Consider the following 25,040-nt stretch of genomic DNA (forward strand, 5'->3'; position numbering starts at 1 on the left):
ACGCTAGGGGTGGCCGAGGTCACACGGCAATCGTTTGCCATTCTTTGCCATACTTGCGCCATGGCTTCCGAACCGGCCGCTCGGCACCCGCGCAAGCGCGCCACCATCACCGACGTCGCCCGGGCCGCCGGGGTCGCCGCGTCGACCGTTTCCCGCTCGTTCACGAACCCGGGCCGGGTCAACTCGAGCACGCGCGAGCACGTGCTCGAGGTCGCCGCCGAGCTCGGCTACTCCCCGAATCCGATGGCCCGCGCGCTCGAGTCGGGGCGCACCAACACCCTCGCCCTGCTCGTGCCGGACATCACGAATCCCTATTTCGCCGGGGTGATCAAGGGCGCCGAACGCGCGGCGGCCGCGGCGGGACGCACCCTGGTGCTCGGGGACACGCAGGAGAGCGCGGCGACCGAGGCGCGGCTGCTCCAACGTCTCGGGCCGGCCGTGGACGGTTTCGTTCTCAGCGCCTCCCGCATGCCCGACGACGACCTCCGGCGCGCCGCCGAACTGAACACCATCACGCTGGTCAATCGGGCAGTGCGCGGATTCTCCTGCGTCGTGGCCGATTACGATTCCGGTACCCGCCAGATCGTCGACCACCTCGCGTCGTTCGGACACCGGTCCCTGATCTTTCTGGGCGGCCCTCCCGAATCGTGGTCGGGCGCCCGGCGCTGGTTCGGTCTCCGCGCGGCGGCGCAGGAACGCGACATGGAGGTGCGCCGGTTCGGCCCCTACTCCCCCACGCTGGGCGGCGGTGCCGCGGCGGCGGACGCGGCGGTGGCCGCCGGTGCCACCGCGGTCGTCTGCCACAACGACATGCTCGCGCTCGGCGTGCTGCGCCGACTGCACGAACGCAGGGTCGCGGTCCCGGAGGACATCAGCGTCGTCGGATTCGACAACATCTTCGGCTCCGACCTGTGCACCCCGACGCTGACCACGCTCGCCGAGCGCACCGAGGATGCGGGGTCGCGCGCGATCGAGATGCTCGGGCGGCAGACCTACGAGGGGGTGGTGGAACCGGCCGCGAGTGTGCTGCCGACCCAGTTGGTCGTGCGCGGGTCCACGGGGGCGGCGCCGTCCTGACGCGGCAAATTACATCAAATCGATTTGATGTATCGGTGATATCCTGGGGTTATGGCGTCGGCACGTCGATCCGTTCCGTCCTTCGTGCAGCTCGCCGCGCATCCGGTGCGGTGGCAGCTGCTCACGATGCTGTCCGGCAGCGACCACCGGGTCCGGGAGATGGTGTCCCTGATCGGGGAGCCGCAGAACCTGATCTCCTACCACCTGCGCCTGCTCCGCGACGGCGGCCTGGTGCGGGCCACCCGCAGCAGCTTCGACGGCCGCGACAGCTACTACCACCTGGACCTGGACCGGTGCACCGAGATGCTGGCCGGCGCCGGCGCCGCCCTGCATCCGGCGCTGGGCCGCACCCTCGCGCCCCCTCGACCCTCCCCGGCACCGGCACCGGTGTTGTTCGTGTGCACCGGCAACAGTGCCCGCTCGGCGATCGCGGAGGCGCTGCTGCGGTGGCGCACCGACGGCGTCGTCGAGGCGATCAGCGCCGGGACCCGACCCAAACCGGACATGCACCCCGACACGGTGCGGGTGCTGCGCGAGGAGTTCGGGATCGACCTCGGCGATCGGCGCCCCCGTCATCTCGACGCCCTCGCAGGTCGTCGGTTCGGCACGGTCGTGACCTTGTGCGACAAGGCCCGCGAGGTCTGTCCCGAATTCGGCGACGACGACACCCGCCGGATCCACTGGAGCATCCCCGATCCGGCAGCGGCCGGCGGTGCCGACGAGGACACCTATCCGGCCTTCCGGGCCACCGCCACCGAGATCGACACCCGCATCGGGTACCTGATCGCGACTCTCACCACCCCCACCATGACAGGGAGTATCCGATGACCACCTCCGACGACTACGTCAGTGTCCGCTACCTCGTCGACGATGTGCCCGCCGCGATCGACTTCTACACCCGCCGTCTCGGCTTCACCGTGCTCACCAACCCCGCCCCCGCCTTCGCCGACGTGATCCGGGGTTCGTTGCGCCTGCTGCTGTCCGGCCCGGCCAGTTCCGGGGCCCGCGCCACGCCGACGGAGTTCGCGGGTCCGGGCCGCAACCGGATCCATCTCGTCGTCGGCGACCTCGACGCCGAGATCGCCCGCCTGCGCGGGGACGGCGTCGAGTTCCGCAGCGAGGTGGTGACCGGACCGGGTGGCCGCCAGATCCTGCTCGCCGACCCCGCCGGCAATCTGATCGAACTGTTCCAGCCCGCCGATCGGCACACTTCGACCACCTGACGCAACCCCGAAATCGGGCGAAAACCCCACCGCTCCGAAATCGGACCCTGCGGTTTGGCGGAACCCACTCGGATGCCGTACAAATTGTGTCGTGTCACACAGCTGTGATGTGAATCATGGCTCGAGGCACATTCCGGCGGGGTCGCAGGGGAACCCGCCACGACCTGCTCGCAACCCGAGCGGAGGAAACACATCCATATGCGTCTACCGATGTCGCCGACCGATTCGATGTTCCTTCTCGGCGAGACCCGGGATCGCCCCATGCACGTGGGCGGCCTGATCCTGTTGCAGCCTCGCGACGGCACGACCGCCGCCGACCTGAGCGCCCGGTTCACCGACTCGGTCCGCGACGACCACGTCGATCCGCTGTGGCGCAGACGCGCGGTGCGGTCGCTCGGCACGCTCGGCCAGTGGGCCTGGGAGGAAGACCGCGAGTTCTCGCTGTCGTACCACGTCCGGCGCAACGCGCTGCCGCGGCCCGGCGGCCTCGACGAGCTGTGGGACCTCGTCTCGCGGCTTCACAGCACCCTGCTCGATCGCCACCGCCCCCTGTGGGAGGTGCACCTCATCGAGGGTCTCGCCGACGGCCGCCTCGCGGTCTACACCAAGATCCATCACGCGCTCGCCGACGGTGTCGGCGCGATGAAGCTGCTGCGCCGGGCCCTGAGCCCGGATCCGGACCGCACCGGCATGCCCGCGCCGTGGGAACCGATCGAGCCGCCGAGCCGCACCCACACCGGCGGGACCGCACTCGGTCTGCCCGAGGCCGCGATGCAGACGATCCGGGCCGCCGCCGGGGAGGCGATCGGTCTCGTCCCGGCACTCGTCGGCACGGTCGATCGGGCGTTGCACGGCCGCGGTGGTTCCCTGTCTCTCGTTGCACCGAACACCATGATCAACGTGCCCATCTCCGGCACCCGCCGGTTCGCGGCCCGGTCGTGGCCGCTCGAGCGGCTGCGCGCGGTGGCGAAAGCCGCCGACGCGACCGTCAACGATGTCGTGCTCGCCATGTCGTCGGGGGCCCTGCGCGCGTTCCTCGGCGATCACGGCGAGCTGCCCGACAGGCCGCTCGTGGCGATGGTGCCGGTGTGCCTGCGGCCCGACAAGGGCTGCTCGGGCAACGAAGTCGGCGTCCTGATGTGCAATCTGGCCACCGACGTCGCGGATCCCGCCGAGCGGCTCGCGGCGGTGTCCGCCTCGATGGGACAGGGTAAGGACGCGATGCACGGGATGTCCCCGCTGTCCCGGCTCGCCACCAGCGCACTCGGCGTCGCTCCGCTGGCGGTCGGCATGCTCACCAGGAACCGGGCGCTGCCGCGACCGCCCTTCAACGTGATCGTCTCCAACGTGCCCGGCCCGGCGCACCCGCTGTACTGGAACGGCGCGCGCGTGGACGCCGTGTATCCGCTCTCGGTTCCGGTCGACGGCCAGGCCCTGAACATCACCTGCACGAGCACCGACGATTCCATCGCCTTCGGTCTGACCTCGTGCAGCCGGAGCCTGCCGCACCTGCAACCGCTGCTCGACCGCCTCGACGACGCCCTCGTCGCCCTCGAGCGCGCCCACGGTCTCGAGCCCCGGCCGGCCGCGGTCACCGTCGACCCCGCCGTCCCCTTCCGTGCGCCGAACCCCGAGCACCGGACCGTGCAGGTGGTGGCCGAACCGGTGCCCGCGCACGCGGGTTGAGGCCGGACCCGCGCGAAGCCGTGGACGGTGGCACCGAGTGGGCCGCCTGGATCGACGGATCGCCGCGTCTGCTGTCCCAGGTCGTCGACGAGTGGCGGCTGAGACCGGACGGCGCCGCGATCCACGGGCACCGGTCGCTGGTCCTGCCGGTGCGCGACGCCTCCGGTGATCCGGCCGTACTGAAGGTCGGCTTCCCCGACGAGGAGTCCGCACACGAGCACCTGGCGCTGCGGCACTGGCACGGTGACGGCGCGGCGCAGCTCGTCCGGGCCGATCCCGCGCGCCGCGCGCTGCTGCTCGAACGGCTCGGTTCCGAGGATCTGACCGGGTTGTGGGACGTGGAGGCATGCGGGATCGCCGGGGAGCTGATGCTGCGGTTGCATCGCCCGGCGGTTCCGCGGCTGCGCCGGTTGTCGGGGTATGTGAGCCGGGAGGCCGACATTCTGGCGCGGCTGCCCCGCGACAGTCCGATCCCCCACCGGCTGGTCGAGCAGGCCGTGGCGCTGGTGCGGGAGCTGACGGCCGACGAGGGCGCGTCGTCGGTGATGCTGCACGGCGATCTGCACTACGGGAATGTTCTCGTCGGGGAGCGTCGGCCGTGGCTCGCGATCGACCCGAAACCGTTGGCCGGCGACCGGAACTTCGAGCCGGCGCCGCTGTTGTGGAACCGGTGGGACGAGCTGGCCGGCGATGTCCGCGGCGGGTTGTTGCGCCGGTTCGAGGCGGTGGTCGATGCCGGGGAGCTCGACGAGGAACGGGCGCGCGGTTGGGTGGTGGTGCGGTCGGTGATCAACGCGCGGTGGACGCTCGACGAGGCTCGGGGTCCTCTCACCGGGGAGCAACGCGATCGCGTGACGCGGTTCGTGACCATCGCGAAGGCAGTTCGACGCTGAGTGCTGCGGGGTACGCTCGCCGTCAGCGGTGTCCCGGACGGAAGGACTCGGAACGTGTATTCCTACAAGGTGGTCGAGCTCCGGGAGAAGATGCTCGGCGGAAAACTCTCCGGTGAGAAGCTCGAGAAGGTTCTCAACGAGCACGCGCGCGACGGCTGGCAGCTCAAGGCGATCACTTCCGCCGACATCAAGGGACGCGTCGGACCGGGTGGCGTGGAGGGCCTGTTGATCACGTTCGAACGCCGGGACTGATCCACGGAACGGACGGTCGTCGATCGGAGCGACCGCCGGATCGGGATGCGGGCGTGCTTGCCTGTCGTCGTGATGTTCCGGGTCGGAGCACCGTGCGGTGGCGACTCTGCCGAACCGGTGCCCTGGCAGATCGTGCCGTTCGGGAAGTGGTTCGTCGTGCCGTAGTCCGACACGGTCGGCGGGTGATGCGGGAACGGCGCCTCGGTCCGCCTACCCTGTCACGGTGAGTGAAACAGTTCAGTCCCATCCCGGCGGGGTCGAGGACCCGATCGCGCGGGGTGAGCGGCTGCGGCTGTTCTCGTTCGCGACCGCGGAGAAGCGCACCGAATATCTGTGGGTGTTGCGGGCGTTCGACCATGCCCGCGCCAACTATGTGGTGTTGCTGCATGCCGGGGAGGTCGCGTCGATCCTCGGGCGGATCGGCGGGGACGATCCGGCGGCGGCGTTGTCGGCGCAGGACGTGACGCCGCTGCTCGAGCAGCTGCACGCGTGGGGTCTGCTCGAGCGCAGCTACGACGGGACGCGGGCGGCGACGCTCGCCGAGTACCGCAATCGGCATTTCGTGTATCAGTTCACCCGGCCCGGTTATCACGCGTTCCGGGCGGTGGAGGACGTGCTGAGCGGCCGCGGGGAGGATGCGTCGCTGTCGCGGCTGGCGCTGGCGGATCTGCTGGCGGATCTGACCGATCTCGCGGCGGCGAACGAGGCGGGTGACGGGGAGCTGGTCATCCGCAAGCTGATGCGGCTCGATGCGACGTTGTCGGACATGGCCGAACGGGCGGCCCGGTTCTATCTCGTGCTCGGTGACATGGTGCGGACCACGGAGATCACACCGGAGGTGTTCCTCGCGCACAAGGACGCGTTGCTGATGCACATGCGCGAGTTCAGTTCGGATCTGGCGCGGTTCGCGCCGAAGCTGACCGCCGCGCTCGAGCGGGTGCAGGCGACCGGCGTCGAGCAGTTGTTGGCGCGGGCTGCGGCCCACGACGAACGGGTGTTGTTGCCGGTCGAGGAGCGGGAGGCGGACTGGCGGTCGCGGTGGCGCGGCATCGAGCACTGGTTCGCCGGGGTGGGGTCGGCGCCGAGCGAGGCCGATCGGCTGCGGGAGGGCACGATGAGCGCGATCGCCGCGGTGCTGGCGTTGCTGCGGCGTGTCACCGAGACCCGCAAGGGCGGGATGAGCCGGGAGTCGCAGTTGCGGCACCTGGCGGGCTGGTTCGCGGCCGCGCCGAGCGAGGAGGCGGCGCACGCCCTGTTCGGGGTGGTGTTCGATCTGGGCCGGCCGCGGCATTTCGCGATGCCGCACGCGGATGCGGAGGCGGTGCCGATCGGGATGTCGTGGTGGGAGGCGCCGCCGGTGGAGATCTCCCGGACGCTCGCCGAGACGGGCCGGACCCCGTCGGCGGGGGCGCCGGGCAAGGTGGTGCGGAACGAGTCCGGGATCCGGCGGCTGCGGGAGGTGCAGCTCGCGGCGCAGCGTCGCCGCGCGGCGGCCGCGGCGTCGCTGGCCACCGGGGGTGTGCGGGAGCGGGAGTTGTCGGAGGCCGAGACCGAGGTGCTGTTGGGTCTGCTGGATGCGGCGTTGTCGGCGCGGGTGCCGATCAGTGCCCGTGTGGGTGATGCGGCGACGGGTTCGGGGAACGGGGTGACATTGACGTTGACGCCGAGCGCGGAGTCGATGGTGGTGCACACGGCGCGGGGCCGGTTGCATCTGGACGGCCTGTCGGTGGACGTGCGGTGAAGGCGCGGAGCATTCCGTCGCTCGAGCTGGATTCGTTCCAGCGGGCGGTGCGGTTGATTCTCACTCACCATCTGGTGACGGTGTCGTATCCGGATCCGAATGCGCTGCCGCTGGTGCGGCGGCGGGCGACGGAGTTGCGCGCGGATCTGCTCGAGGCGTTCGGGTATCGGCTCGAGGTGACCGAGACGACGGCCCGGTTGTTCACGGTCGCGGATCGGCTCGACCCGGGGGCAGGTACGTCGACGGTGTCGGATCGGCCGTTCGATCGGCGGCGCTACGCGTATCTGGCGTTGGCGCTGGCGGCGTTGGGGCGGGCCGGGAATCAGATCAGCCTGTCCGAGCTGGCCGGGCACGTGGCGGCGGAGGCGTCGCAGGTCGACGGGGTGGAGCTGGCGGCGGACCGGGCCGCGGACCGGGATGCGTTCGTCGATGCGGTGGCGTGGTTGTGCACGCGGGGTGCGATCACCCTGGCCGACGGGGATGCCGGCCGGTGGGCGTCGGACCCGGAGGTCGGTGAGGCCCTGTACGACATCGACCGGGCGGTGGTGACGGCGTTGTTCCGGCCGCCGCGGGTGTTGCAGCATCTGCGGTCGGTGCGTGGGCTGCTGGCCGACGGGGGTGTCCCGGCCGATCCGGAACGTCCGGTTGCGACGGCGGAGGTCGCGCGGCGGGTGCGGCGGGCGCTGGTGCAACGTCCGGTGCTGTACGCGGAGGAGCTCGACGATGCGGAGGCGTTGCAGTTGGCGTTGCCGCGGACCGCGGCGGACGTGGAGTTGCTGACCGGTCTCGTCGCCGAGCGCCGCGCCGAGGGTGTGGCGCTGGTGGATTCGTCGGGTCGGCTGTCGGACCTGCGGTTTCCCGGGACCGGGTCGGTGGCGCAGCTGGCGTTGCTGCTGGCCGGGGAGATCAGCGCCCGGGTGCTCGACGCGGGGGTGCCCGAGGACGGTGACGCCGGGCTGCTGCGCATGCCGTTGCCGCCGGACGGTCACGAGGCGCTGGTGGCGGCGGTGGATGCGGCGATCCCCGCGGCGGGGGTGTTCGCGGCACTCGCCGTGGAGGACGGCGCGGGTTCGGGGTCCGATCCGGCGCCGGAGCCGGCCGAGGAGCGGCCGGCCGCGCTGCATCCGCTCATCGAGGACGGCTGGCTGGCCTCGACGGTCGGGCAGCTCGTCGACGCCTACGGGCGCACGTTCGCGGCGCAGTGGCAGGCCGATCCGGCCGGGTTGGCCGCGGCGGCGCTGGATCTGCTGGAGAAGCTGCGGCTGGTGGTGCGGGTGCCCGGTGGGGTGCTGGCGTTGCCGGCGCTGGCGCGCTACCGCGGGGTCACGGTCACCGTCCGGGAGCGGGACCCGCAGATCGATCTGTATCCGGGAGACTCGAGCGAGGCGGAGTTGTCATGAGCAGTGCCCGTTTCCGGCCGACACGGGCCGGGATCATCAACCTGTGGGACTACCGGGACCAGGAGTTCTCGTTCGCCGACGGGCGCCTGGTGCTGCGCGGCCCGAACGGGTCGGGCAAGACCAAGGCCCTCGAGGTGCTGTTCCCGTTCGTGTTCGACGGCCGGATCGAGCCGCGCCGTTTGAACCCGTTCGCCGGTGAGGAACGCACGATGCGGTCGAACCTGCTCTACCGCGGGCAGGACAGCGCGTATTCGTATGTGTGGATGGAGTTCTGCCGCGGCGACCGTGACGATCCGGAGGCCGTGACGGTCGGCATCGGGATGCGCGCCACCCGCGGCAACGACAAGGTCACCCGCTGGTATTTCGTCGTCGACGGCCGGGTCGGGGTGGACTTCTCGCTGCTCGATGCCGAGGATCGGCCGCTGACCCGCAAGCAGTTGATCGACGAGGTCGGCGCGGACGCGGTGTCGGATCGGCCGGTGGACTACCGGGCGGCGATCGACGCGCGGCTGTTCGGGCTCGGCGCACAGCGCTACGAGCAGCTGATCAATCTGATCCTCACGCTGCGGCGGCCGCAGCTGGCGAAGAATCTCGACCCGAAGGGGTTGTCGCAGGCGTTGACCGACGGTCTGCGGCCGCTGGACGACCGTCTGGTGCTCGAGGCGGCCCGCTCGTTCTCCGACATGGAGGAGGTCGCGCGGGTGCTCGAGTCGCTGTCGGCGGCGGACGAGGCGGCGCAGCGGTTCGTCACCGTGTACGGGAAGTATCTGCGGCAGCAGGCGCGGGCGGACGTCGAGCAGGTCGCGGCGCGGCTGGCGGCGGTCGACGCGGGGATCGAGACGCTGCACGGCGCGGCGGCGGACCGGCTGCGGTCCGGGACCGAACGCGCGAGCGTCGAGCAGCAGCTCGCCGAGACCGAGCGGGAACTCGAGCAGGCCCGCGCGAATCTCGAGGCGTTGCAACGCTCGAGCGCGTACGAGGGCAAGCAGCAGCTCGACGACCTGGCGCAGGCCGTCGCGAATCTCGAACGCACCACGATCGCGCAGGGCGAGCATGCCCGGCGGGCGCAGGCCACGCTCGCGCAGCGCACCGAGGAGACCGAACGCGCGGCCGCCGCGGTGACGGCGGCGGTGGCGGCGCTCGCGCGGGGTGAGGCGGCGCTGGCCGCGGCGGCGGAGGACGCGGGAATCGCCTGGACCGCACCGCAACCCGAGGTGCGCGCCGAACAGCTGGCGGCCGTGATCGACGGTCACGTGGCCGAACGCGAAGCCGATGTGCAAGCGGTGCGGTCGGCGCTCTCGCGCGTCGAGGGGGCCGCTTCCGCGCGGACGCGCGCGGAGGCGTCGGCGCAGCGGGGCCGCGCGCAGTTGGACACCGCGCGGGCCGCGGTCGAGGCGGCGGAGACGATGGTCGAGCTCGCCCGCGCCGAGACGGCGAATCAGCTGCGCACCTGGTGGGGTGAGCACGGTGACGAGTTCGCGGCGGCAGGTGTCGCGACCGGCCTGCTCGATGCCCTCGACGACGCGATCGCCCGCGCCGGCGACGACGATGCGCCCGCCCCGGCGGCGGTGCTGGCGGCGCACACCGCGTCCGCGGTGGAGGAACTGAAGTTCCGGCGGCGGTCGTGCGCGGCGGACGCGGAGGCGCTCGAGGCGCGGATCGGGGAACTCGAGTCCGAGCGGGCGGCGATCGCGGCCGAACGCGACGATGCTCCCCCGCCGTTCCCGGCGCGCCGCGGCGACCGGGACGCCCTGCCGGGTGCGCCGCTGTGGCGGCTGGTGCGGTTCGCCGACGAGGTCACGCCGGAGGCGGCGGCCGGCATCGAGGCCGCGCTGGAGGCGGCGAATCTGCTGGACGGCTGGGTGTCCGACGAGTCGGTTCCGGGCGGCGACACCGCATCCGAGCAGTTCCTGGAGCCGCTGCCGGCGGCGCAGCGTCCGGCCGGGCGCACCCTGGCCGACGTGCTGGTCGCCGAGCCCGATGCCGGTGTTCCGGAGCAGCGGGTGCGGGATCTGCTCGCGTCGATCGCGTTGACCCCGGCGGACGGGTCGGTCACGGTGGCCGTCGACGAGAGCGGCCGGTTCCGGCAGGGCGTGCAGGTCGGGCGCCACGGCAAGACGCACGCGGAGTTCATCGGGGCGACCGCGCGGGCGCGGCGGCGGCAGAGCCGGATCGCGGATCTGGACACGATGATCGCCGAGGCGCGGGCCGCGGTGGCGGCGCTGGGCGCGGACCGGCGCCGGCTCGGGGAGCAGCTGACCCGGCTCGAGCGGGCCGCGTCGGCGTTGCCGCGCACGGGCACCGTGTCGGCGGCGTTGCGGAAGGTCACCGAGTGCGCCGGCGCGCTGCGGACCGCGACGGAATCGGCCGCGGCGGCGGACCGCGACTTCGATCAGGCCCTGGCCGAGCATGCGGCGCGGGAGCAGCAGGTGCGGGCCGCGGCGGCCGCGCACCGCGCCCCGCACACCGCCCGCGAGCTCGACGCGGTCGCGGCGGCGATCCGGCATTTCCAGTCGCAGGGTCAGGCGCTGCTGCGGGCGCGGCGCGAGCACACCGCCGAGCTCGAGCGGGCGCGGGATGCGGCGGCGCGGCTCGACGAGGCGCGGCGGGCCGCCGAGGAGTCGGCGGAGCAGGCGGCGGTCGCCGAGGAGTCGTTGACGGCGCAGCAGCAGCGGCTCGAGACGCTGCGGGAGGCGCTCGGTGCGTCCGCGGAGCAGATCGACGAGCAGCTCGAGCAGGCCCGTGCGCGGATCGAGGCGGCGAAGGCGGCGCAGCGCACCGCCCGCAAGGCCTACGACGCGGCGATCGAGCGGATCGGTAAGGCCGAGGCGGCGCACACCGCGGCCGAGCAGACGCTGCGGTCGGCGCTGGTGGAGGCGCTCGCGGACGCCGAGCACCTGGCCCCCTATGCGCGCCCGGAGCTGTTGGGCCTGTTGGGGATCGAGCAGCCGCACGCGTGGCCGGCGGGACCGGCGGCGTGGCTCGACGCCGATCAGCTGGTGTATCGGATCCAGCGCGAGACCGGCGAGGAGGTGCCGGTGCTGCCGGCGGAGGTGTCGGCGCTGTTCGCGTCGCTGCTGGCGGCGACCGAGTCGGTGACGGTGTCGGAGTCGGCCCGGAAGTCGACGCGCACGGCGCTGACGTCGGCGTTGCAGGAGTTCGATGCGCAGCTGGCGGCGGCCGGTCAGGACTACCGGCTGCACTGGGACGCCCCGGACGGGGTGACCGTGGTGCGGGTGCAGGACGAGCAGGGGTTCTCGTCCGTCGGGCAGTTCGCGACGCGGATCGCCGCCGCGCGCCGGGAGCAGGAACTGCTGCTCACCGACGCCGAGCGCCGCATCCTCGAGGACGCGTTGCTGACCGGGCTGGCGCAGCAGATCCACGAGCGCACCGTCGACGCCCGCGCGCTGATCGCCCGGATGGGCGCGGAGATGCGCAAGCGGCACATGTCCTCGGGCAACACGATCGGGGTGCACTGGGCGTTGGCCGATCATCTCGACGACCGGTCGCGGGCGGTGTGCCGCTTGCTGGACCGCGACGCGTCGGCGTTGGGCGCGGACGAATTGTCCGAGGTGCGCGCGCATTTCGCGGCGCAGATCCGCGCCGAGCGGGCGGCGCACCCGGAGCGGTCGTACCCGGAGATCCTGGCCTCGACGCTGGACTACCGGCGGTGGCGGGTGTTCTCGTTCAGCCTGATCTCCGCGGACGGCACCGAGGACCGGTTGACGGTGGCGCGGCATTCGGCGCTGTCCGGTGGTGAGCAGTCGGTGTCGCTACATCTGCCGCTGTTCGCGGCGGCGCACGTGATGCTCGATTCGGCGGATCCGCACGCGCCGCGGCTGCTGGCGCTGGACGAGGCGTTCGCCGGTGTCGACGACACCGGCCGCAGCGAATTGCTGAGCCTGTGTGTGCAGTTCGACCTGGATCTGTTCATGACCGGGTTCGACCTGTGGATCACCTACGCCGGCGTGCCGGCGTGTGCGCACTACGACCTGGCGCATTCGGTGGCCGAGCACACGGTCGCGGCGACGCTGCTGGTGTGGTCGAGTGGGGATCTGCTCGCCGAGCACGACGGGTCGGAGCTGACCGCGGCGCTGGGTTCGCCGGGGACGCGGCGGGTGCTCGCGCCGGTCGAGGGGGCGCTCGAGTTCGCGTAGGCCGTGGGCTGTCGCTACTCGAATTCGCTCCTTTCGCGATCATGAGTGCCGACGCTCGCATACCCTCGGGGAGGAGCCTGGGCGCACTCGTGTGATCCGTCGTCCGGAGTTTCGGTGCATCCGCGGGGCAGGGGCCGTCGCGGGACGAGAACCGGTTTCACCCTCGGAGGGTGGCGATGGAGCTGAATCTCGGCGGAAAGCTCGCGGTGGTCACCGGCGCGAGCAAGGGAATCGGGCTCGCGATCACCGAGCACCTCGTCGACGCGGGCGCCCACGTCGTGGCAGGTTCACGCACCCGCGGCCCACGTCTCGAGGCGCTCGGGTCGGGCGGGAACGTGACGTTCGTTCCCGTCGATCTGATGACCGGTGAAGGTGCCACCGCGTTGGTCGCGGCCGCGGCGCAGCTCGGGGGCGTCGACATTCTGGTCAACAACGCCGGAGCGGTCACCCCGCGGCCGGGTGGATTCCTCACGGTCACCGACGAGGACTGGAATGCGTCGTGGTCGCTCGGAGTGATGGCCGCGGTGCGCACGACCCGCGCCGCGATCCCGGAGATGCTCCGGCGCGGCGGCGGGGCGATCGTCACGATCGGTTCGGTCAACGCGTTCTACCCCGACCCCGGTATCCCCGACTACTGCGCCGTCAAGGCCGCGGTCACCAACCTCACGAAATCCCTGTCGAAAGAGCTCGGCCCCCAGGGAATTCGCGCGAATTCGGTGAGCCCGGGTCCCGTCTCGACCGATCTGTGGATGGGTGCGGGCGGCGTCGCCGAGGTCCTCGGCACGGCGAGCGGCGCGAGTCCGCAGGAGGTCGCGGACGGGGCGGTCGCCGGCACTCCCACGGGACGGTTCACCACCCCAGACGAGGTCGCGGACCTGGTGCTGTTCCTGGCCTCGGACCGGGCAGCGAACATCACCGGTGCCGACATGACGATCGACGGTGGATTCATCACGACGATCTGACCATCGGGCAGTGCTGCCGATGCCCATCCTCCCCACCGGATACGGAGACGACAGATGAGGATCACTCGATTCGCGCGGGCCGCGGTGCAGGTGCTGGCGGTGGTGGCGTTGGCACTCGTGGCGGTCGCCGTGCCCGCGGCGGCCGCGCCGCGGCCGACGATCGTGCTGGTGCACGGCGCGTTCGCGGACACAACCAGTTGGGACGCCGTCGCCGCCGACCTGCGCGGCCGCGGCTACACGGTCGTGGTGCCCGACAATCCGCTGCGCGGTCCGGCCCACGATGCGGCCGCGATCGAGAAGACCCTCGCGGAGATCTCCGGGCCGGTTGTGCTCGTCGGGCACTCCTACGGCGGCGCGGTCATCACCAACACACACAGTCCGAACGTGACGGCGCTCGTCTACATCGCGGCGTTCGCGCCGGCCCAGGGCGAACCCGTCCAGCTGCTGCTCGACCCGATCCGCTTCCCGGGCAGCCAGCTCCTGCCACCGGCCCTGCAAGTCAAGGTCGTCGACGACGACCAGGCCGTCGGCGGCAGGAACCTCGACGGTTACATCGCCGACGACGCGTTCCACCGGGTGTTCGCGCCCGATGTCGGTGATGCCACCGCGGCGACCATGCTCGCCCACCAGAAGTCGATCGCGCTGTGGGCCAACGTCGAACCCTCCGGCCCGACCTCGTGGTCCAGCACACCGTCCTGGTATCTCGTGTCCGCCGGCGACACGGTCATTCCGCCTGCCTCACAGCGCTACATGGCGGGTCGGATCGGCGCCCACACCAGCGAGATCCAGGCCTCCCACGTCGCACTGGTTTCCCGGCCTGCAGTCGTGGCCGACACGATCGCCGCAGCCGCAGACTCCGCGTCGTAGTGACGGGTATCCCGATTTCGTCTCCGTCCGTTCCGCACGCGACCCTGCCCCTGATCCTTCATCCGACCACCGCGCAGCGCCGCACGCCGCCGGCCGTGCGCGCGATGCCCGATATCCCCCATGCGGGGGATGGTCGCAGGCCGGGCCGCGGGCCCACACTGACGAGTGAGGGCAGCACCGCCCGGTCGCGCGAAGCGTAGCGGAAAGACTTTCCGGCAGAACACGTTTCGATGCGCGCCGGTCGTGGAACCTGGCTGCCGTGTCGGTGCAGGAGGTTCGCCATGACCACCGTCGGAGAGCATGCCCGCGATCGCCCGGTCCAGGTGTTCCGGGGTCCGGGCGACGTGCTGCTGTGCATGACCAATGTGCGCGGGCTCGGGCGGGACAGGGTCCTGCGTCGCGGGCGCACCGCCGTGCGGCCGGGGTCGGAGGAATCCGGCTCCCCCGCCGCCGGGCTGTACGCGCGGTGCGTCCGCGGCCGGCTCGGGCACGCAGCCCGCTCCGCCTGATCCGACGTGTTCGATCCCCGGTTCAGGAGCAACCCCATGGATACCGCAGTCCCGCACCCCGATCCGCCCGTCCGGCGGGTCGTCGACGCCATGGTCGACGCGGTCGCCGACCTGGGGGTGAGTCACGTCTTCGGGGTGGACGGCGCCAACATCGAAGATGTCTACGACGCGTTGTTCGCCACCGACCGGCCCGTCCGCGGGGTGGTGGCCAAGCACGAGTTCGCCGCCGCCACGATGGCCGACGGCTATGCCCGCACCACCGGCGGGCTCGGGGTGGTGGCCGCGACCTCCGGCGGCGGGGCGATGAATCTGGTGGCCGGGCTCGCCGAGTCCTTCGCGTCCCGGGTCCCGGTGCTGGCGCTGGTCGGGCAGCCCCCGACCAGGCTCGAGGGCGCCGGCGCGTTCCAGGACTCGAGCGGTAAGGCCGGCACGATCCACGCGGTCCGGCTGTTCACCGAGATCTCCCGGTACTGCGCGCGGGTCGAGGGTCCGGACGAGTTGCCCCGGCACCTCGACCGGGCGGTCGCCGCGGCGTGGTCCGGTGGGCCCGCGGTGCTGTTGCTGCCGAAGGACGTGCAGCAGGCCGCCGTCGACCGCGGATTCGCGTTCGCACCGCCGGCCCGCCGCTCCGGCCACGATCCGCGTGGTCTCGCCCGGATCCGGGACCTGCTCGCCGCGGCCCGCCGGACCGGGAAGATCGTGTTCGTCGCCGGGGATCAGGTGGCGCGGGACGACGCCCGCGAGCAGCTGCGCGCCCTCGCCGCCGCGACGGATGCCGCGGTCGGGGTCGTCCCGGACGCCAAGGACGTCTATCCCGCCGACGAGCCGGGCTTCAGCGGGGTGGCCGGCTGCATGGGGCACGCCGAACTGGTCGAGGCGGTGCGGCACTGCGCGTTGTGCCTGCTGATCGGGACCCGGATGCCGGCCCTGGCCCGCACCGGTCTGGAGGCGGCCCTCGACACGGTCCCGGTCGCCGGCATCGGTGCCGAGCCCCCCTATCTGCCCGCCGAGCACGCCACCGTCCTCGACCTGCGTGCCGGGTTGGGTGCCCTCGCCGAGGAGCTGTCGCCGGCGCGGCCGGCCGGGGCCGTCGCGCCCTGGCTGTCGGCGCCGTTGCCGGTCCCGCTGCGCGACGGACCGGGGCTGCGGTACCGGGAGGCCGTCGAGGCGCTCGCGGTGATGATGCCGGCCGGCGCCGATGTGTTCGCCGACGCCGGCAACACGGGAGCGTCGGTGGTGCACCATCTTCCGGTGTCGCGGGGTGGCCGGTTCGTCGTCGCGCTCGGGATGGGCGGGATGGGCTACAGCTTCGGCGCGGCGATCGGCTCCGCGTTCGCCCGGCAGCGGCGGACCTTCGTCATCGCCGGCGACGGCGCCTTCTTCATGCACGGGATGGAAATCCACACGGCGCTCGAATATCGGCTGCCGGTCACCTTCGTGGTGTTCAACAACAACGCCCACGCCATGTGCGTGACCCGCGAGCAGCTGTTCTACGGGAATCGGTACAGCTTCAACCGGTTCCGGCCGTCCCGGATCGCCGAGGGGGTCGCGGCGATGTTCCCGTCGATGCCCGCGTACCCGGCCGGGACCGTCGATCAGCTCTTCGACGCGCTCGAGCTCGCGACCTCGGCGAGCGGTCCGTCGTTCATCGCCGTGGACTGCGACCCCGACGAGATCCCCCCGTTCCTGCCCTTCCTGCAATGAGTCTCGAGGAGGACCACCGTGACCGTCCCGCTTCCCGCCCTCGCGGACATCCCGAGCGGCGAGCTGCCCGGGGTGCTGCGGATCGAAACCTCCGACCGCGAGGCGACGACCCCGATCATCCTGGACATGCTGCGGTCGGTGTATCCGCACGACCGGATCTTCGGCGACTACTGCACCGTCAACGGCTACATCGCGGCGCCGCCGCGCGAGGTGTACCGGTACCTGTCGGACACCCGCAGCCTGGAGGAATGGACGTACAGTCTGCGCGACTTCACGCCCACCGAAACGCCCGGGCTGTGGTCGGCGCACGACCGACTCGGCAGCGACACCACCATCTACACCCGCACCGTGGCGAACCCGGACGCGATGACCGTCGACTACCACTGCGCCTGGGATCAGGCCCGGCACCTGTGGATGATCTACCTGCTGCGGGTGGTCGACGCGCAGACGGTATTCGACAAGCCCGGATCGGTGGTGCTGTGGACCAACTGCCACCACCCGTTCTACGACCGCAACCCGTATCCGGAGACCGCGCCGGCGGGCCGCAAGGTCTGGGTCGGGGACTTCTGGGACATGTTCGCCGCCGGCCACCGGCTGGAACTGGACAACCTCACCGCCCTGTGCGAGTACCGGGTCCGCCACGGCCTGCCGATCACCCCGGCGTGGATGAGGTGAGCACGGCATGGTCACGGTCAGCCTGCTCGACGTCGCGAGCTACCTGCCCGGCCCGCCGATCGGCACGGAGTTCTTCACCCGGTTCTCGCGGTCGGACCGGATGGCCCGCAACGTCATGTTCCGCGCCCCCACGCACCGCCATCACGTGGCCGACGGGGAATCCGCCGTCGACATGGCCGAACGCGCCGTCGCTCCGCTGATCGAACGCCACGGCCGCGCGGCGGTCACCGGCGTGGATGTGCTGCTCACGCACACCCAACTGCCGGACCTGCCCGTGTGCGGGTGCGGGGCGGAGCTGGCACGCCGGCTGGGCATGACGCCGCGGTGGATCCTCGACGTGCACAACGGGGGCTGCGCGGCGTTCGTGCACATGATCGAACTCGCCCGGACCCTCCTGACCGGTACCGGGGCCGGTACGGCGCTGATCGTCGCGGTGCAGAACAGCGCCGGCCAGATCTTCACCCAGCCCGACGTGCGGTCGCTCGCGCAGGCCGCGGTCCCCGGGGACGGTAGCGGCGCTGCGCTGCTGGGGGTGTCGGAACGCGCGCCGATCCTCGGCATCGAGAGCCGGCATCATCCCGAGTACGCCGGGGACATGACCGCCGAGATCGACCCGCCCCGCAAATACTGGGCCCCCGGCACCGGGCAACTGCACATCGCCTTCACCGACGCGAAGATCACCGCCGTCTTCGCCCGCGGCAACCGGCTGGTCCCGGAGGTCGCGCTGGCGGTGTGCAATCGGATCGGCGTGAAGTCCACGGAGGTCGATACTTTCGTCACCAACCAACCCAACCGGTTGTTCCTGCGCAACTGGCGTGAGGCCCTCGAACTGGCCCCCGAGCGGCATCCCGACACCTTCGACGAGTGCGGCAACCTGTTCGGTGCGGCCCTCCCGGTCACCCTCGACGTCGAGAACCGGGCCGGCCGGATCCCGAACGGATCGCTGGTGCTGCTGGCCGGATTCGCGCACGCCGGTGACTACGCCGCCGCGGCGGCGATCCGGTGGGGCGCGGCGCCGTGAGTTTGTCGCGGCAGTGGGTCAGTTCGGCGGCGGGAGTTCGACATCGGTGAATTCGACGGTCGCCCCCTCGGTCAGCGGCGGGGTCTCGCCGGCCTCGCCGTGCCGGAAGAACGTGGGCGCGCCGAGCGTGGCCCGCAGCGTGTAGGTGCCGGGATCGGGCACCACGAAGTTGTCGGCGTAGTGGAAGAACGTGGAGTAGTAGAAGTTCAACTGCTTCGAATCGACCACCTGAGCGTCGGCGCCGACGACCTCGAGGGTGATCGGCACGTCGGGCACGATCCGCCCGGTCGACGCCTCGAACGGGATTATCTCGATGTGGTAGTTCTCCCCCGGTGCCGGTTCCCGGAACTGCTGCTCGGCGCCGGCCGGTTCGTACCACGGTTCGGCGGCCTCGACGATGTACGCCACCCGCCAGGGACCCGAGGTGGTCTCGCCGCCCTCGGCGGCGATTTCCTCTTCCACGGTGGTGTACTGCTCGACGACACCGGCCGGGGCCGCGGCGTCGGCCGCTTCCGTCGTGGTGGCGGTGGTGGTCGAGTCGGCCTCGCTGCTGTCGCTGTCGCTGCAGCCCGCCAGGGCCAGAGCGCCGGCGGCACCCGCGGCCGCGAGAATTCGAGGGATCCGTCCCATCGGTTCCTCCTCGGAAGTGCCGGACCGGAGGGGCTCGAAGCAAGTGAGGCTAACCTAGCATCGCTGTCGGGTGGTCGTGGGCCTTTCCCGGAACCGGCTCGTCCGGGCCGATATTCGATTGTCCGGCGGCGCCGGCGCTGCTTGGATCGGGGCCATGAGCGAGCGCACCCGGATCACCCGCAAACCGGACCGCGGCACCGACGATCGGACGGTCCTGCACGGGCTGCTCGACGACGCGCGGGTGGCGCACGTGGCGTTCGTCCGTCACGGATATCCGGTGGTCTTGCCGATGGCGTTCGGCCGGGACGGCAACCGTCTGTTCCTGCACGGGTCGACCGGTGCCGGCGCGTTCCTCACCGCGCGCAGCGGCCTCGAGGTCTCGGTCGCCGTCACCAATCTCGACGGCCTGGTGTTCGCGCGCTCGACGTTCGACAGCAGCATGAACTACCGCAGCGCCGTCGTCTTCGGGGTCGCGACCCCGGTCGCCGACGACGAGAAGGAAGACGCACTGCGGGCGGTCACCGAACACCTCATGCCGGGCAGGTGGGACGAGGTCCGTCCCCCGTCCGCGAAGGAACTCGCCGCGACGACGGTGCTCGAACTTCCGTTGGACGAGGTGAGCGTGAAGGTCCGCGCCGCCGGGCCCGGCGAGTCCGCCGATGACGGTGAGGACCACAGCGTGTGGGCGGGGGTCGTCCCGCTGCGCACGGTCGCGGGTGCGCCGGAGCGGTCGCCGCTCGCCGATTCCGCTGTGCCACTGCCGGGCTCGGTCCGTTCCCTACTCTGACCCGCGGTGGGTGTGCACATCTTGTCGCTCCGTCTCGGCGTGTCGCGACAAGATGTGCACACTCGGAAGCCTGTGCCGCTGCCGCTCGTCCCGGATCACGTGCCGCAGAATGTCCGGAAGCTCTCGGTGAACGATTGCGGGGCAGGCTCGGTGTACTCGGACCACTCGTCACGGCGGTCGAACGGATGCGTCACGACCTCGAGCAGCTTCTCGAAGGGCGCGAGGTCGCCGCCGGTCGCGGCTCGCAGGGCTGCGTCGAGCCGATGGTTGCGCGGGATGTAGAGCGGGTTCACGCGGTCCATCGCGTCCGCCGCCTCCGACGGTCCACGGCCCTGCTGCTGCAAGGCATTTCGCCAGCGTTCCAGCCACGGCCCGATGTGCTCGCGCGGTACGAGTCGGTCGAGCGGCGCCGGATCCCCACGCAGTTCGTCCGCGAGAGCGCGGAAGGTGCCCGTCCAGTCGGCGCCGTGGCCGGCCAGCAGGGTCAGCAGGTCGTCGATGAGCGCCCGATCCACGGACCCGCCCGTGAAGGCGAGTTTCGCGGCCATCCCCGCCGTGTAGTGGTTCTCGTACCGTTCGTCGAAGGTGTCGAGGACGGCGGTGATCGCGGCGATCGCGTCGTTCGGCTCGGAATCGACCAGTGTCAGCAAGGTTTCCGCGAGGCGCGCCAGATTCCACTTCAGGACGCGCGGCTGGTTCCCGAACGCGTAGCGACCGGTGTGGTCGATGGAACTGAACACCGCCGCCGGGTCGAACCCGTCGAGGAAGGCGCACGGACCGTAGTCGATGGTCTCGCCGGAGATGGTCGTGTTGTCGGTGTTCATCACCCCGTGTACGAAGCCCACCAGCATCCACCGCGCCACCAGCGACGCCTGCGCCTCGACCACCGCCTGGAAGAAGGCCAGGTACCGACCGTCCTCCCCCTGCTCCGGCAGGGAGGTGAGCTCCGGATAGTGGCGGGCGATCGCGTAGTCGGCGAGCGACTGCACGACCTCGCGCTGACGGACCGCGAACTCGAAGGTACCCACCCTCAGGTGACTGGACGCGACGCGCGCGAGCACGGCACCGGGTTCGACGCCGTCACGGTAGACCGGCCGGCCGGTCGCCACCACCGACAGCGACCGGGTGGTGGGGATCCCGAGCGCATACATCGCCTCGCTCACCAGGTACTCGCGCAGCATCGGCCCGACCACCGCGAAGCCGTCGCCGCCCCGGGAGAACGGCGTGGGCCCCGAACCCTTCAGATGCAGATCCGCGCGCCGACCGTCAGCGTCGACGAGTTCGCCGAGCAACAACGCCCGCCCGTCCCCGAGGAGCGGGGCGTACCCACCGAACTGGTGACCGGCATAGGCCATCGCGACCGGCTTCGCCCCGACCGGCACCGCGGAGCCGGCCAGCACGGCGACGCCGTCGTCGGTTCGCAGGGAGGCCGCGTCCAACCCCAGCGACGCCGCGAGGTCCTCGTTGAGCACGAGCAGCTTCGGGTCGGGTACCTCGGCGCCCTGCCACGGCACTGCCAACCCGCCCATCTCGTCGACGAACGTGCTCTCGAGGCCGGACACCGCGGTGCTCGTGCCTGTCGGGAAATCCGGGATCGTCGCCATCCCCCGAGCCTAGCCACCCCGCCGTGCGGTGCGCCGCGCGCACGACCGTCAGGTCGGTGCATGTGCACCGAGGAAGTCGTCGATCGCCTGCACAACCTGCGCCGTCTGTTCGTCGTGGGGATTGTGCCCGGCGTGCTCGATGATCCGCAGCGTCGAGCCGGGGATGCCGGTCGCGAGCTCGTGTTGGCATGCCGGTGGGAAGACGAAGTCGTCGCGGCCGCCGAGAACCAGTGTGGGGGCATCGATCTCGCCGAGCCGGTCGAGGACCGACCACCCCTTCAGCAGGTAGCGACCGGCGAAGATGAGCGGCTCGGGCCGGGGTCGCGAGCGCCACGCTCCGGCGGCGAGTTCGCGAGCCAGGACGCCGAGACTGTAGTGGTGGAAGTACGCACGCCCGATCCGCGCGAAGATCGGGTAGTACTCACGCGGGGTGAACTCGCCCGTGAACCAGCGCCGCACCAAGTCGGCGTCCGCGCGACTGTAGCCGCGTTCGAGCACGACCTCGGCGGCGTTCTGCCGTTCCCACCGGCTGTCGGCGCTGGTGTCGAGCAGGACGAGTTGCGAGACGCGGTCGGGGTAGCGCAGCGCGTATTCGAGCGCGACCTGCCCGCCGAACGAGTGTCCGAGCACCGCCCACCGCCCGAATCCGAGGTGCTCACGCAGGCCGTCGGCGTCCGCGGTCAGGTTCTCCCAGGTCATCGATTCGACGGGCGCACCGACCGAGCGACCGTTGCAGCGATGGTCGTAGAACACGAGCGTGAACCGATCCGCGCACGCCCGCAGCGACTGCATCGTCCACAGATCCGCGGACGGGCCACCATGCATGATCAGCAGCGGAGGGCCCTGCCCGACGACGTCGACATACAGGTGGGTGTCCCGGATCGGGATGCGGCCGGGCCGGACGCGGCGCAGCCCGGCCCACCCGCGTGGACGAATGAGATTTCCGCGGGGCGCAACCGCGTCCGTCGGAGGCTCCGAAGTCCGGGCGGCACGTTCGATGTTGCGCTTGAGAACCCTCAGCATGCGGGCCTGCATGATCCACACCATGGGCGGGAAGACCCAGAAATACACGAAACGGGCGACCCAGCGCGGACGGCCCGTCTGATACCCGCTGATGACCAGCCGGGTGCGCCGACCGGGCAGCTCCTTCAGCAGAAAGCCCCACGATCCTTCGATGTAGGCTGAGGGTCGGGGTTGACGAGGGTCGAGAGTTCGGCCGCGTAGATCGCTCAGACCGTGGAGGCCGAGGAACCGGTTCTTCTCCATCGTCGCGACGGTGTACGAGTCGAGAGGGCCCGCGCCGGGCGCCCAGTATCGGAGGGTGTCGCCGCACCGGAGGTCCTGCCACTCCGGATGCACCCGGCGCGCGCTCGGACGGCCCGCGTTGTCCAGGTGGTCCCACGAGTACCAGCCGCCGCGGTCCCAGCCCATCTGCACCAGCCAGGGCCAGACCTGCTCGGGCGGGGCGTCGATGGTGACGGCCATGGCTCCCGATCTCTCGCCGTCGGGAACCAGCTCGGCGCCGGGGAACGGTCCGGTGATCTCGTCCTCGGTGGCTCCCCATCGCACGAGCCGAGGACGTATCAGACCCGCGTAGAGTGCGGCCGCTGCCGCGCCCGTGATCCCGATGCCCGGTGCGAGTGTCATCCGTTGAGGTTGCGCCCGTTCGCCGAGGCTGCGCAAGGGTGCCGGATACGGTCGAGGTAGGCGACCGGTCGGAGAGGAGGACGCACAGCATGAGCGCTGGTCCCGGCACGTTGTGGACGATCGGGCATTGGACCTGCCCGCCGGCCGTCGTGCTCGACACGCTCACCTCGGCGGATATCGACTTGCTCGTGGACGTGCGCAAGATGCCGGGCTCGCGCCGGAGCCCGCAGTTCGACGCCGACGCAATGCCGGCCTGGCTCGGCGGCGCCGGTATCGGATACCTGCACCTGGCCGAGCTCGGCGGCCGGCGCCCGAAGCAGAAGGACGTCGACCCGACCCTCAACGCCGGGTGGCGGAACGCCGGTTTCAAGAACTACGCGGACTACAACTACACCCTCACGCCCGCCTTCGAGGCCGGTCTCGCGCGCCTCACCGACCTCGCCACGGACCGGCACGTCGCGATGATGTGCGGCGAGCCGATGCCCTGGCGCTGCCACCGCCTGCTGATCGCCAACGTCCTGGCGGCGCGGGGATGGACGGTCGTGCACCTGATGACCGACGCCGCTCCGAGGCAGCACGAACTGGGACAGTGGGGTGCAGCACCGTCGGTGAGTCCCGACGGCGTCGTGACCTACCCGCAGATGACAGGAGACACCGCATGAGCGAGAAGTTCGCGGTCGGCGACCACGTCGGCTGGAATTCCGAGGCGGGCCGGGTCTCCGGCACGATCACGAAGGTTCACACGAAGGACTTCGAGTACAAGGGGCACACCCGTCACGCCACCGAGGACGAGCCCCAATACGAGATCGCCAGCGACAAGACCGATCACGTCGCCGCCCACAAGGGTTCCGCGCTGACGAAACTCCCGGACCGCCACTGACCGCCCGTGCGTGGTTCCGGTAGCGGGTGCTACCGAAACCACGCACGGGCGCGTCAGCGCAGGGCGATGCCCAGCAGCGCGTCCACCGCGTCCGCGAACAGGCCGGGTGCCGACGGATCGTCCCCGCCCCGCTCGACCGCGAACGTCGCCCAGCCGTCGAGGGCGTCGAGGGCCTTGGGGGTGTCGAGGTCGTCGGCGAGGTGCTGCCGCAGCCGCGCGAGCACATCCTCGGCGGAGGCGGCCGACTCCAGTGCCGCGGCCCGACGCCACAGCTCCAGCCGCGCCTCGGCGGCGGTGAGCACGTCGGCCGTCCACGCGCGGTCCTGCCGGTAGTGCCCGGAGAGCAGGCCCAGACGGATCGCGGCCGGGTCGACGCCCTCGCCGCGCAGCTTGGAGACGAACACCAGGTTGCCGCGGGACTTGGACATCTTCTCGCCGTCGAGGCCGATCATGCCGGTGTGCACGTAGTGCCGCGCGAAGCGGCGGCCGCCGGTGACGGCCTCGGCGTGCGCCGCGGAGAATTCGTGGTGCGGGAAGATCAGGTCGCTGCCGCCGCCCTGCACGTCGAAGCCGGTGCCGATGCGGTTGAGGGCGATCGCGGCGCATTCGATGTGCCAGCCGGGCCGGCCGTCACCGAACGGGGACGGCCACGCCGGTTCCCCGGGCCGCTGCGCGCGCCACAGCAGCGCGTCGAGGGGGTTGCGCTTGCCGGGGCGTTCGGGGTCGCCGCCTCGTTCGGCGAAGAACCGCATCATCGTGTCGTGGTCGTAGCCGGACTCGTAGCCGAACTGTTCGGTGGCGTCGACCCGGAAGTAGACGTCCGGATATTCGGCGTCGTCGACGACGTAGGCGGCCCCGGAGGCGACCAGCTTCTCGACGAGCTCGACCACCTCGTTCACCGATTCGACGGCGCCGATGTAGTCGCGCGGCGGCAGCACCCGCAGCGCCTCCATGTCCTCGCGGAACAGCGCGGTCTCGCGCATGCCGAGGACCACCCAGTCCTCGCCGTCCCGGTTCGCGCGTTCGAACAGCGGGTCGTCGACGTCGGTGACGTTCTGGACGTAGTGCACGTCGTGTCCGGCGTCGCGCCAGATGCGGTTCACGAGGTCGAAGGCGAGGTAGGTGGCGGCGTGCCCGAGGTGGGTCGCGTCGTAGGGGGTGATCCCGCAGACGTACATGGTGGCCGTGGCGCCCGGGGTGACGGGACGGACCGCCCGGTCGGCGGTGTCGTACAACCGCAACGGCGGTCCCTGACCAGGGACGGACGGGAGCGCGATATCGGACCAAGACTGCATGGCTGAAGCCTAGTGGAGGCCGCTGAGCGA

General features: G+C 71.4%; 22 protein-coding genes. 18 read left to right on the forward strand and 4 right to left on the reverse strand.

What is annotated here, in order from left to right:
- Positions 1–60 precede the first annotated feature (60 nt).
- The 15 genes from M1M07_RS15475 to M1M07_RS15545 all read left to right on the forward strand — a co-directional run bounded on the left by M1M07_RS15475 (position 61) and on the right by M1M07_RS15545 (position 18,167).
- A complete protein-coding gene (locus M1M07_RS15475) occupies positions 61–1,077 on the forward strand; it encodes a LacI family DNA-binding transcriptional regulator (RefSeq protein ID WP_197250489.1) in 1,017 nt (338 codons plus the stop codon).
- A gap of 51 nt (positions 1,078–1,128) precedes the next feature.
- Positions 1,129–1,905 (forward strand): ArsR family transcriptional regulator, encoded by a 777-nt coding sequence (locus M1M07_RS15480; RefSeq protein WP_248674815.1) that lies wholly within the window; start codon positions 1,129–1,131, stop codon positions 1,903–1,905.
- On the forward strand, positions 1,902–2,300 hold the full coding sequence (locus M1M07_RS15485; RefSeq protein ID WP_248674816.1) for a VOC family protein: 399 nt from the start codon (positions 1,902–1,904) through the stop codon (positions 2,298–2,300). The genes M1M07_RS15480 and M1M07_RS15485 overlap by 4 nt, the downstream gene beginning before the upstream one ends.
- Positions 2,301–2,510: 210 nt before the next feature.
- A complete protein-coding gene (locus M1M07_RS15490; RefSeq protein WP_248674817.1) occupies positions 2,511–3,986 on the forward strand; it encodes a wax ester/triacylglycerol synthase family O-acyltransferase in 1,476 nt (491 codons plus the stop codon).
- 20 nt (positions 3,987–4,006) lie between these two features.
- Positions 4,007–4,879 carry an aminoglycoside phosphotransferase family protein gene (locus M1M07_RS15495; protein WP_248674818.1) on the forward strand — a complete coding sequence of 291 codons (873 nt, stop codon included), beginning with the start codon at positions 4,007–4,009 and terminating at the stop codon, positions 4,877–4,879.
- Positions 4,880–4,933: 54 nt separating this feature from the next.
- Positions 4,934–5,131 carry a DUF4177 domain-containing protein gene (locus tag M1M07_RS15500; protein ID WP_197250494.1) on the forward strand — a complete coding sequence of 66 codons (198 nt, stop codon included), beginning with the start codon at positions 4,934–4,936 and terminating at the stop codon, positions 5,129–5,131.
- 286 nt (positions 5,132–5,417) lie between these two features.
- On the forward strand, positions 5,418–6,872 hold the full coding sequence (locus M1M07_RS15505) for a TIGR02677 family protein (RefSeq protein WP_282582089.1): 1,455 nt from the start codon (positions 5,418–5,420) through the stop codon (positions 6,870–6,872).
- Complete coding sequence (locus M1M07_RS15510) at positions 6,869–8,272, forward strand: TIGR02678 family protein (RefSeq protein WP_248674820.1); 1,404 nt, start codon at positions 6,869–6,871, stop codon at positions 8,270–8,272. The genes M1M07_RS15505 and M1M07_RS15510 overlap by 4 nt, the downstream gene beginning before the upstream one ends.
- On the forward strand, positions 8,269–12,429 hold the full coding sequence (locus M1M07_RS15515) for a TIGR02680 family protein (RefSeq protein WP_248674821.1): 4,161 nt from the start codon (positions 8,269–8,271) through the stop codon (positions 12,427–12,429). The genes M1M07_RS15510 and M1M07_RS15515 overlap by 4 nt, the downstream gene beginning before the upstream one ends.
- A gap of 176 nt (positions 12,430–12,605) precedes the next feature.
- Positions 12,606–13,391: an SDR family NAD(P)-dependent oxidoreductase gene (locus M1M07_RS15520; protein WP_197251644.1), complete on the forward strand. Its 786-nt coding sequence runs from the start codon at positions 12,606–12,608 to the stop codon at positions 13,389–13,391.
- A gap of 54 nt (positions 13,392–13,445) precedes the next feature.
- Positions 13,446–14,258 (forward strand): alpha/beta fold hydrolase, encoded by an 813-nt coding sequence (locus M1M07_RS15525; RefSeq protein WP_197251643.1) that lies wholly within the window; start codon positions 13,446–13,448, stop codon positions 14,256–14,258.
- A 281-nt stretch (positions 14,259–14,539) separates the two neighbouring features.
- Complete coding sequence (locus tag M1M07_RS15530) at positions 14,540–14,767, forward strand: hypothetical protein (protein ID WP_248674822.1); 228 nt, start codon at positions 14,540–14,542, stop codon at positions 14,765–14,767.
- Between the two features lie 36 nt (positions 14,768–14,803).
- The gene (locus tag M1M07_RS15535) at positions 14,804–16,471 is read left to right on the forward strand and encodes a thiamine pyrophosphate-binding protein (protein WP_248674823.1); all 1,668 of its coding nucleotides are present in this window, start codon (positions 14,804–14,806) and stop codon (positions 16,469–16,471) included.
- Between the two features lie 18 nt (positions 16,472–16,489).
- Positions 16,490–17,146, forward strand: a complete 657-nt coding sequence (locus tag M1M07_RS15540; RefSeq protein ID WP_248674824.1) for an SRPBCC family protein — start codon at positions 16,490–16,492, stop codon at positions 17,144–17,146.
- A 7-nt stretch (positions 17,147–17,153) separates the two neighbouring features.
- Positions 17,154–18,167: a 3-oxoacyl-ACP synthase III family protein gene (locus M1M07_RS15545; RefSeq protein WP_248674825.1), complete on the forward strand. Its 1,014-nt coding sequence runs from the start codon at positions 17,154–17,156 to the stop codon at positions 18,165–18,167.
- 18 nt (positions 18,168–18,185) lie between these two features.
- On the opposite strand, the gene M1M07_RS15550 is transcribed toward M1M07_RS15545, so the two are convergent.
- Positions 18,186–18,797 (reverse strand): iron transporter, encoded by a 612-nt coding sequence (locus M1M07_RS15550; RefSeq protein ID WP_248674826.1) that lies wholly within the window; start codon positions 18,795–18,797, stop codon positions 18,186–18,188.
- 154 nt (positions 18,798–18,951) lie between these two features.
- On the opposite strand from M1M07_RS15550, the gene M1M07_RS15555 reads away from it, so the two are divergent.
- The gene (locus M1M07_RS15555; protein WP_248674827.1) at positions 18,952–19,584 is read left to right on the forward strand and encodes a pyridoxamine 5'-phosphate oxidase family protein; all 633 of its coding nucleotides are present in this window, start codon (positions 18,952–18,954) and stop codon (positions 19,582–19,584) included.
- A gap of 95 nt (positions 19,585–19,679) precedes the next feature.
- Here M1M07_RS15555 and M1M07_RS15560 read toward each other — a convergent pair whose 3' ends face one another.
- Together M1M07_RS15560 and M1M07_RS15565 are read right to left on the reverse strand one after the other, a co-directional pair.
- Positions 19,680–21,188 (reverse strand): YdiU family protein, encoded by a 1,509-nt coding sequence (locus M1M07_RS15560; protein ID WP_248674828.1) that lies wholly within the window; start codon positions 21,186–21,188, stop codon positions 19,680–19,682.
- A 48-nt stretch (positions 21,189–21,236) separates the two neighbouring features.
- Entirely contained in the window at positions 21,237–22,835 is a 1,599-nt protein-coding gene (locus tag M1M07_RS15565) for an alpha/beta fold hydrolase (RefSeq protein ID WP_248674829.1), read from the reverse strand.
- A gap of 89 nt (positions 22,836–22,924) precedes the next feature.
- Between M1M07_RS15565 and M1M07_RS15570 the strand changes: the two genes are divergently transcribed.
- Complete coding sequence (locus M1M07_RS15570) at positions 22,925–23,497, forward strand: DUF488 family protein (protein WP_248674830.1); 573 nt, start codon at positions 22,925–22,927, stop codon at positions 23,495–23,497.
- A complete protein-coding gene (locus tag M1M07_RS15575; protein WP_197251044.1) occupies positions 23,494–23,715 on the forward strand; it encodes a DUF2945 domain-containing protein in 222 nt (73 codons plus the stop codon). Before M1M07_RS15570 ends, M1M07_RS15575 begins: the two co-directional genes overlap by 4 nt.
- A 53-nt stretch (positions 23,716–23,768) precedes the next feature.
- Here the strand turns inward: M1M07_RS15575 and mshC are convergent, their stop codons facing one another.
- Positions 23,769–25,010 (reverse strand): cysteine--1-D-myo-inosityl 2-amino-2-deoxy-alpha-D-glucopyranoside ligase, encoded by a 1,242-nt coding sequence (gene mshC, locus M1M07_RS15580; protein ID WP_248674831.1) that lies wholly within the window; start codon positions 25,008–25,010, stop codon positions 23,769–23,771.
- Positions 25,011–25,040 lie beyond the last annotated feature (30 nt).

This window comes from Rhodococcus sp. HM1 (genome assembly GCF_023218075.1).
Classification (GTDB): Bacteria; Actinomycetota; Actinomycetes; order Mycobacteriales; family Mycobacteriaceae; genus Rhodococcus.

Excerpts from the sequence above, each read along its gene's own strand:
- M1M07_RS15515 (WP_248674821.1), top strand. The coding sequence starts at position 8,269 with ATGAGCAGTGCCCGTTTCCGGCCGACACGGGCCGGGATCATCAACCTG.
- M1M07_RS15525 (WP_197251643.1), top strand. The coding sequence starts at position 13,446 with ATGAGGATCACTCGATTCGCGCGGGCCGCGGTGCAGGTGCTGGCGGTG.
- M1M07_RS15565 (WP_248674829.1), bottom strand. The coding sequence starts at position 22,835 with ATGACACTCGCACCGGGCATCGGGATCACGGGCGCGGCAGCGGCCGCA.
- M1M07_RS15570 (WP_248674830.1), top strand. The coding sequence starts at position 22,925 with ATGAGCGCTGGTCCCGGCACGTTGTGGACGATCGGGCATTGGACCTGC.
- mshC (WP_248674831.1), bottom strand. The coding sequence starts at position 25,010 with ATGCAGTCTTGGTCCGATATCGCGCTCCCGTCCGTCCCTGGTCAGGGA.
- M1M07_RS15490 (WP_248674817.1), top strand. The coding sequence starts at position 2,511 with ATGTCGCCGACCGATTCGATGTTCCTTCTCGGCGAGACCCGGGATCGC.
- M1M07_RS15520 (WP_197251644.1), top strand. The coding sequence starts at position 12,606 with ATGGAGCTGAATCTCGGCGGAAAGCTCGCGGTGGTCACCGGCGCGAGC.
- M1M07_RS15475 (WP_197250489.1), top strand. The coding sequence starts at position 61 with ATGGCTTCCGAACCGGCCGCTCGGCACCCGCGCAAGCGCGCCACCATC.
- M1M07_RS15485 (WP_248674816.1), top strand. The coding sequence starts at position 1,902 with ATGACCACCTCCGACGACTACGTCAGTGTCCGCTACCTCGTCGACGAT.
- M1M07_RS15480 (WP_248674815.1), top strand. The coding sequence starts at position 1,129 with ATGGCGTCGGCACGTCGATCCGTTCCGTCCTTCGTGCAGCTCGCCGCG.
- M1M07_RS15555 (WP_248674827.1), top strand. The coding sequence starts at position 18,952 with ATGAGCGAGCGCACCCGGATCACCCGCAAACCGGACCGCGGCACCGAC.
- M1M07_RS15560 (WP_248674828.1), bottom strand. The coding sequence starts at position 21,188 with ATGGCGACGATCCCGGATTTCCCGACAGGCACGAGCACCGCGGTGTCC.
- M1M07_RS15530 (WP_248674822.1), top strand. The coding sequence starts at position 14,540 with ATGACCACCGTCGGAGAGCATGCCCGCGATCGCCCGGTCCAGGTGTTC.
- M1M07_RS15545 (WP_248674825.1), top strand. The coding sequence starts at position 17,154 with ATGGTCACGGTCAGCCTGCTCGACGTCGCGAGCTACCTGCCCGGCCCG.
- M1M07_RS15535 (WP_248674823.1), top strand. The coding sequence starts at position 14,804 with ATGGATACCGCAGTCCCGCACCCCGATCCGCCCGTCCGGCGGGTCGTC.
- M1M07_RS15550 (WP_248674826.1), bottom strand. The coding sequence starts at position 18,797 with ATGGGACGGATCCCTCGAATTCTCGCGGCCGCGGGTGCCGCCGGCGCT.
- M1M07_RS15575 (WP_197251044.1), top strand. The coding sequence starts at position 23,494 with ATGAGCGAGAAGTTCGCGGTCGGCGACCACGTCGGCTGGAATTCCGAG.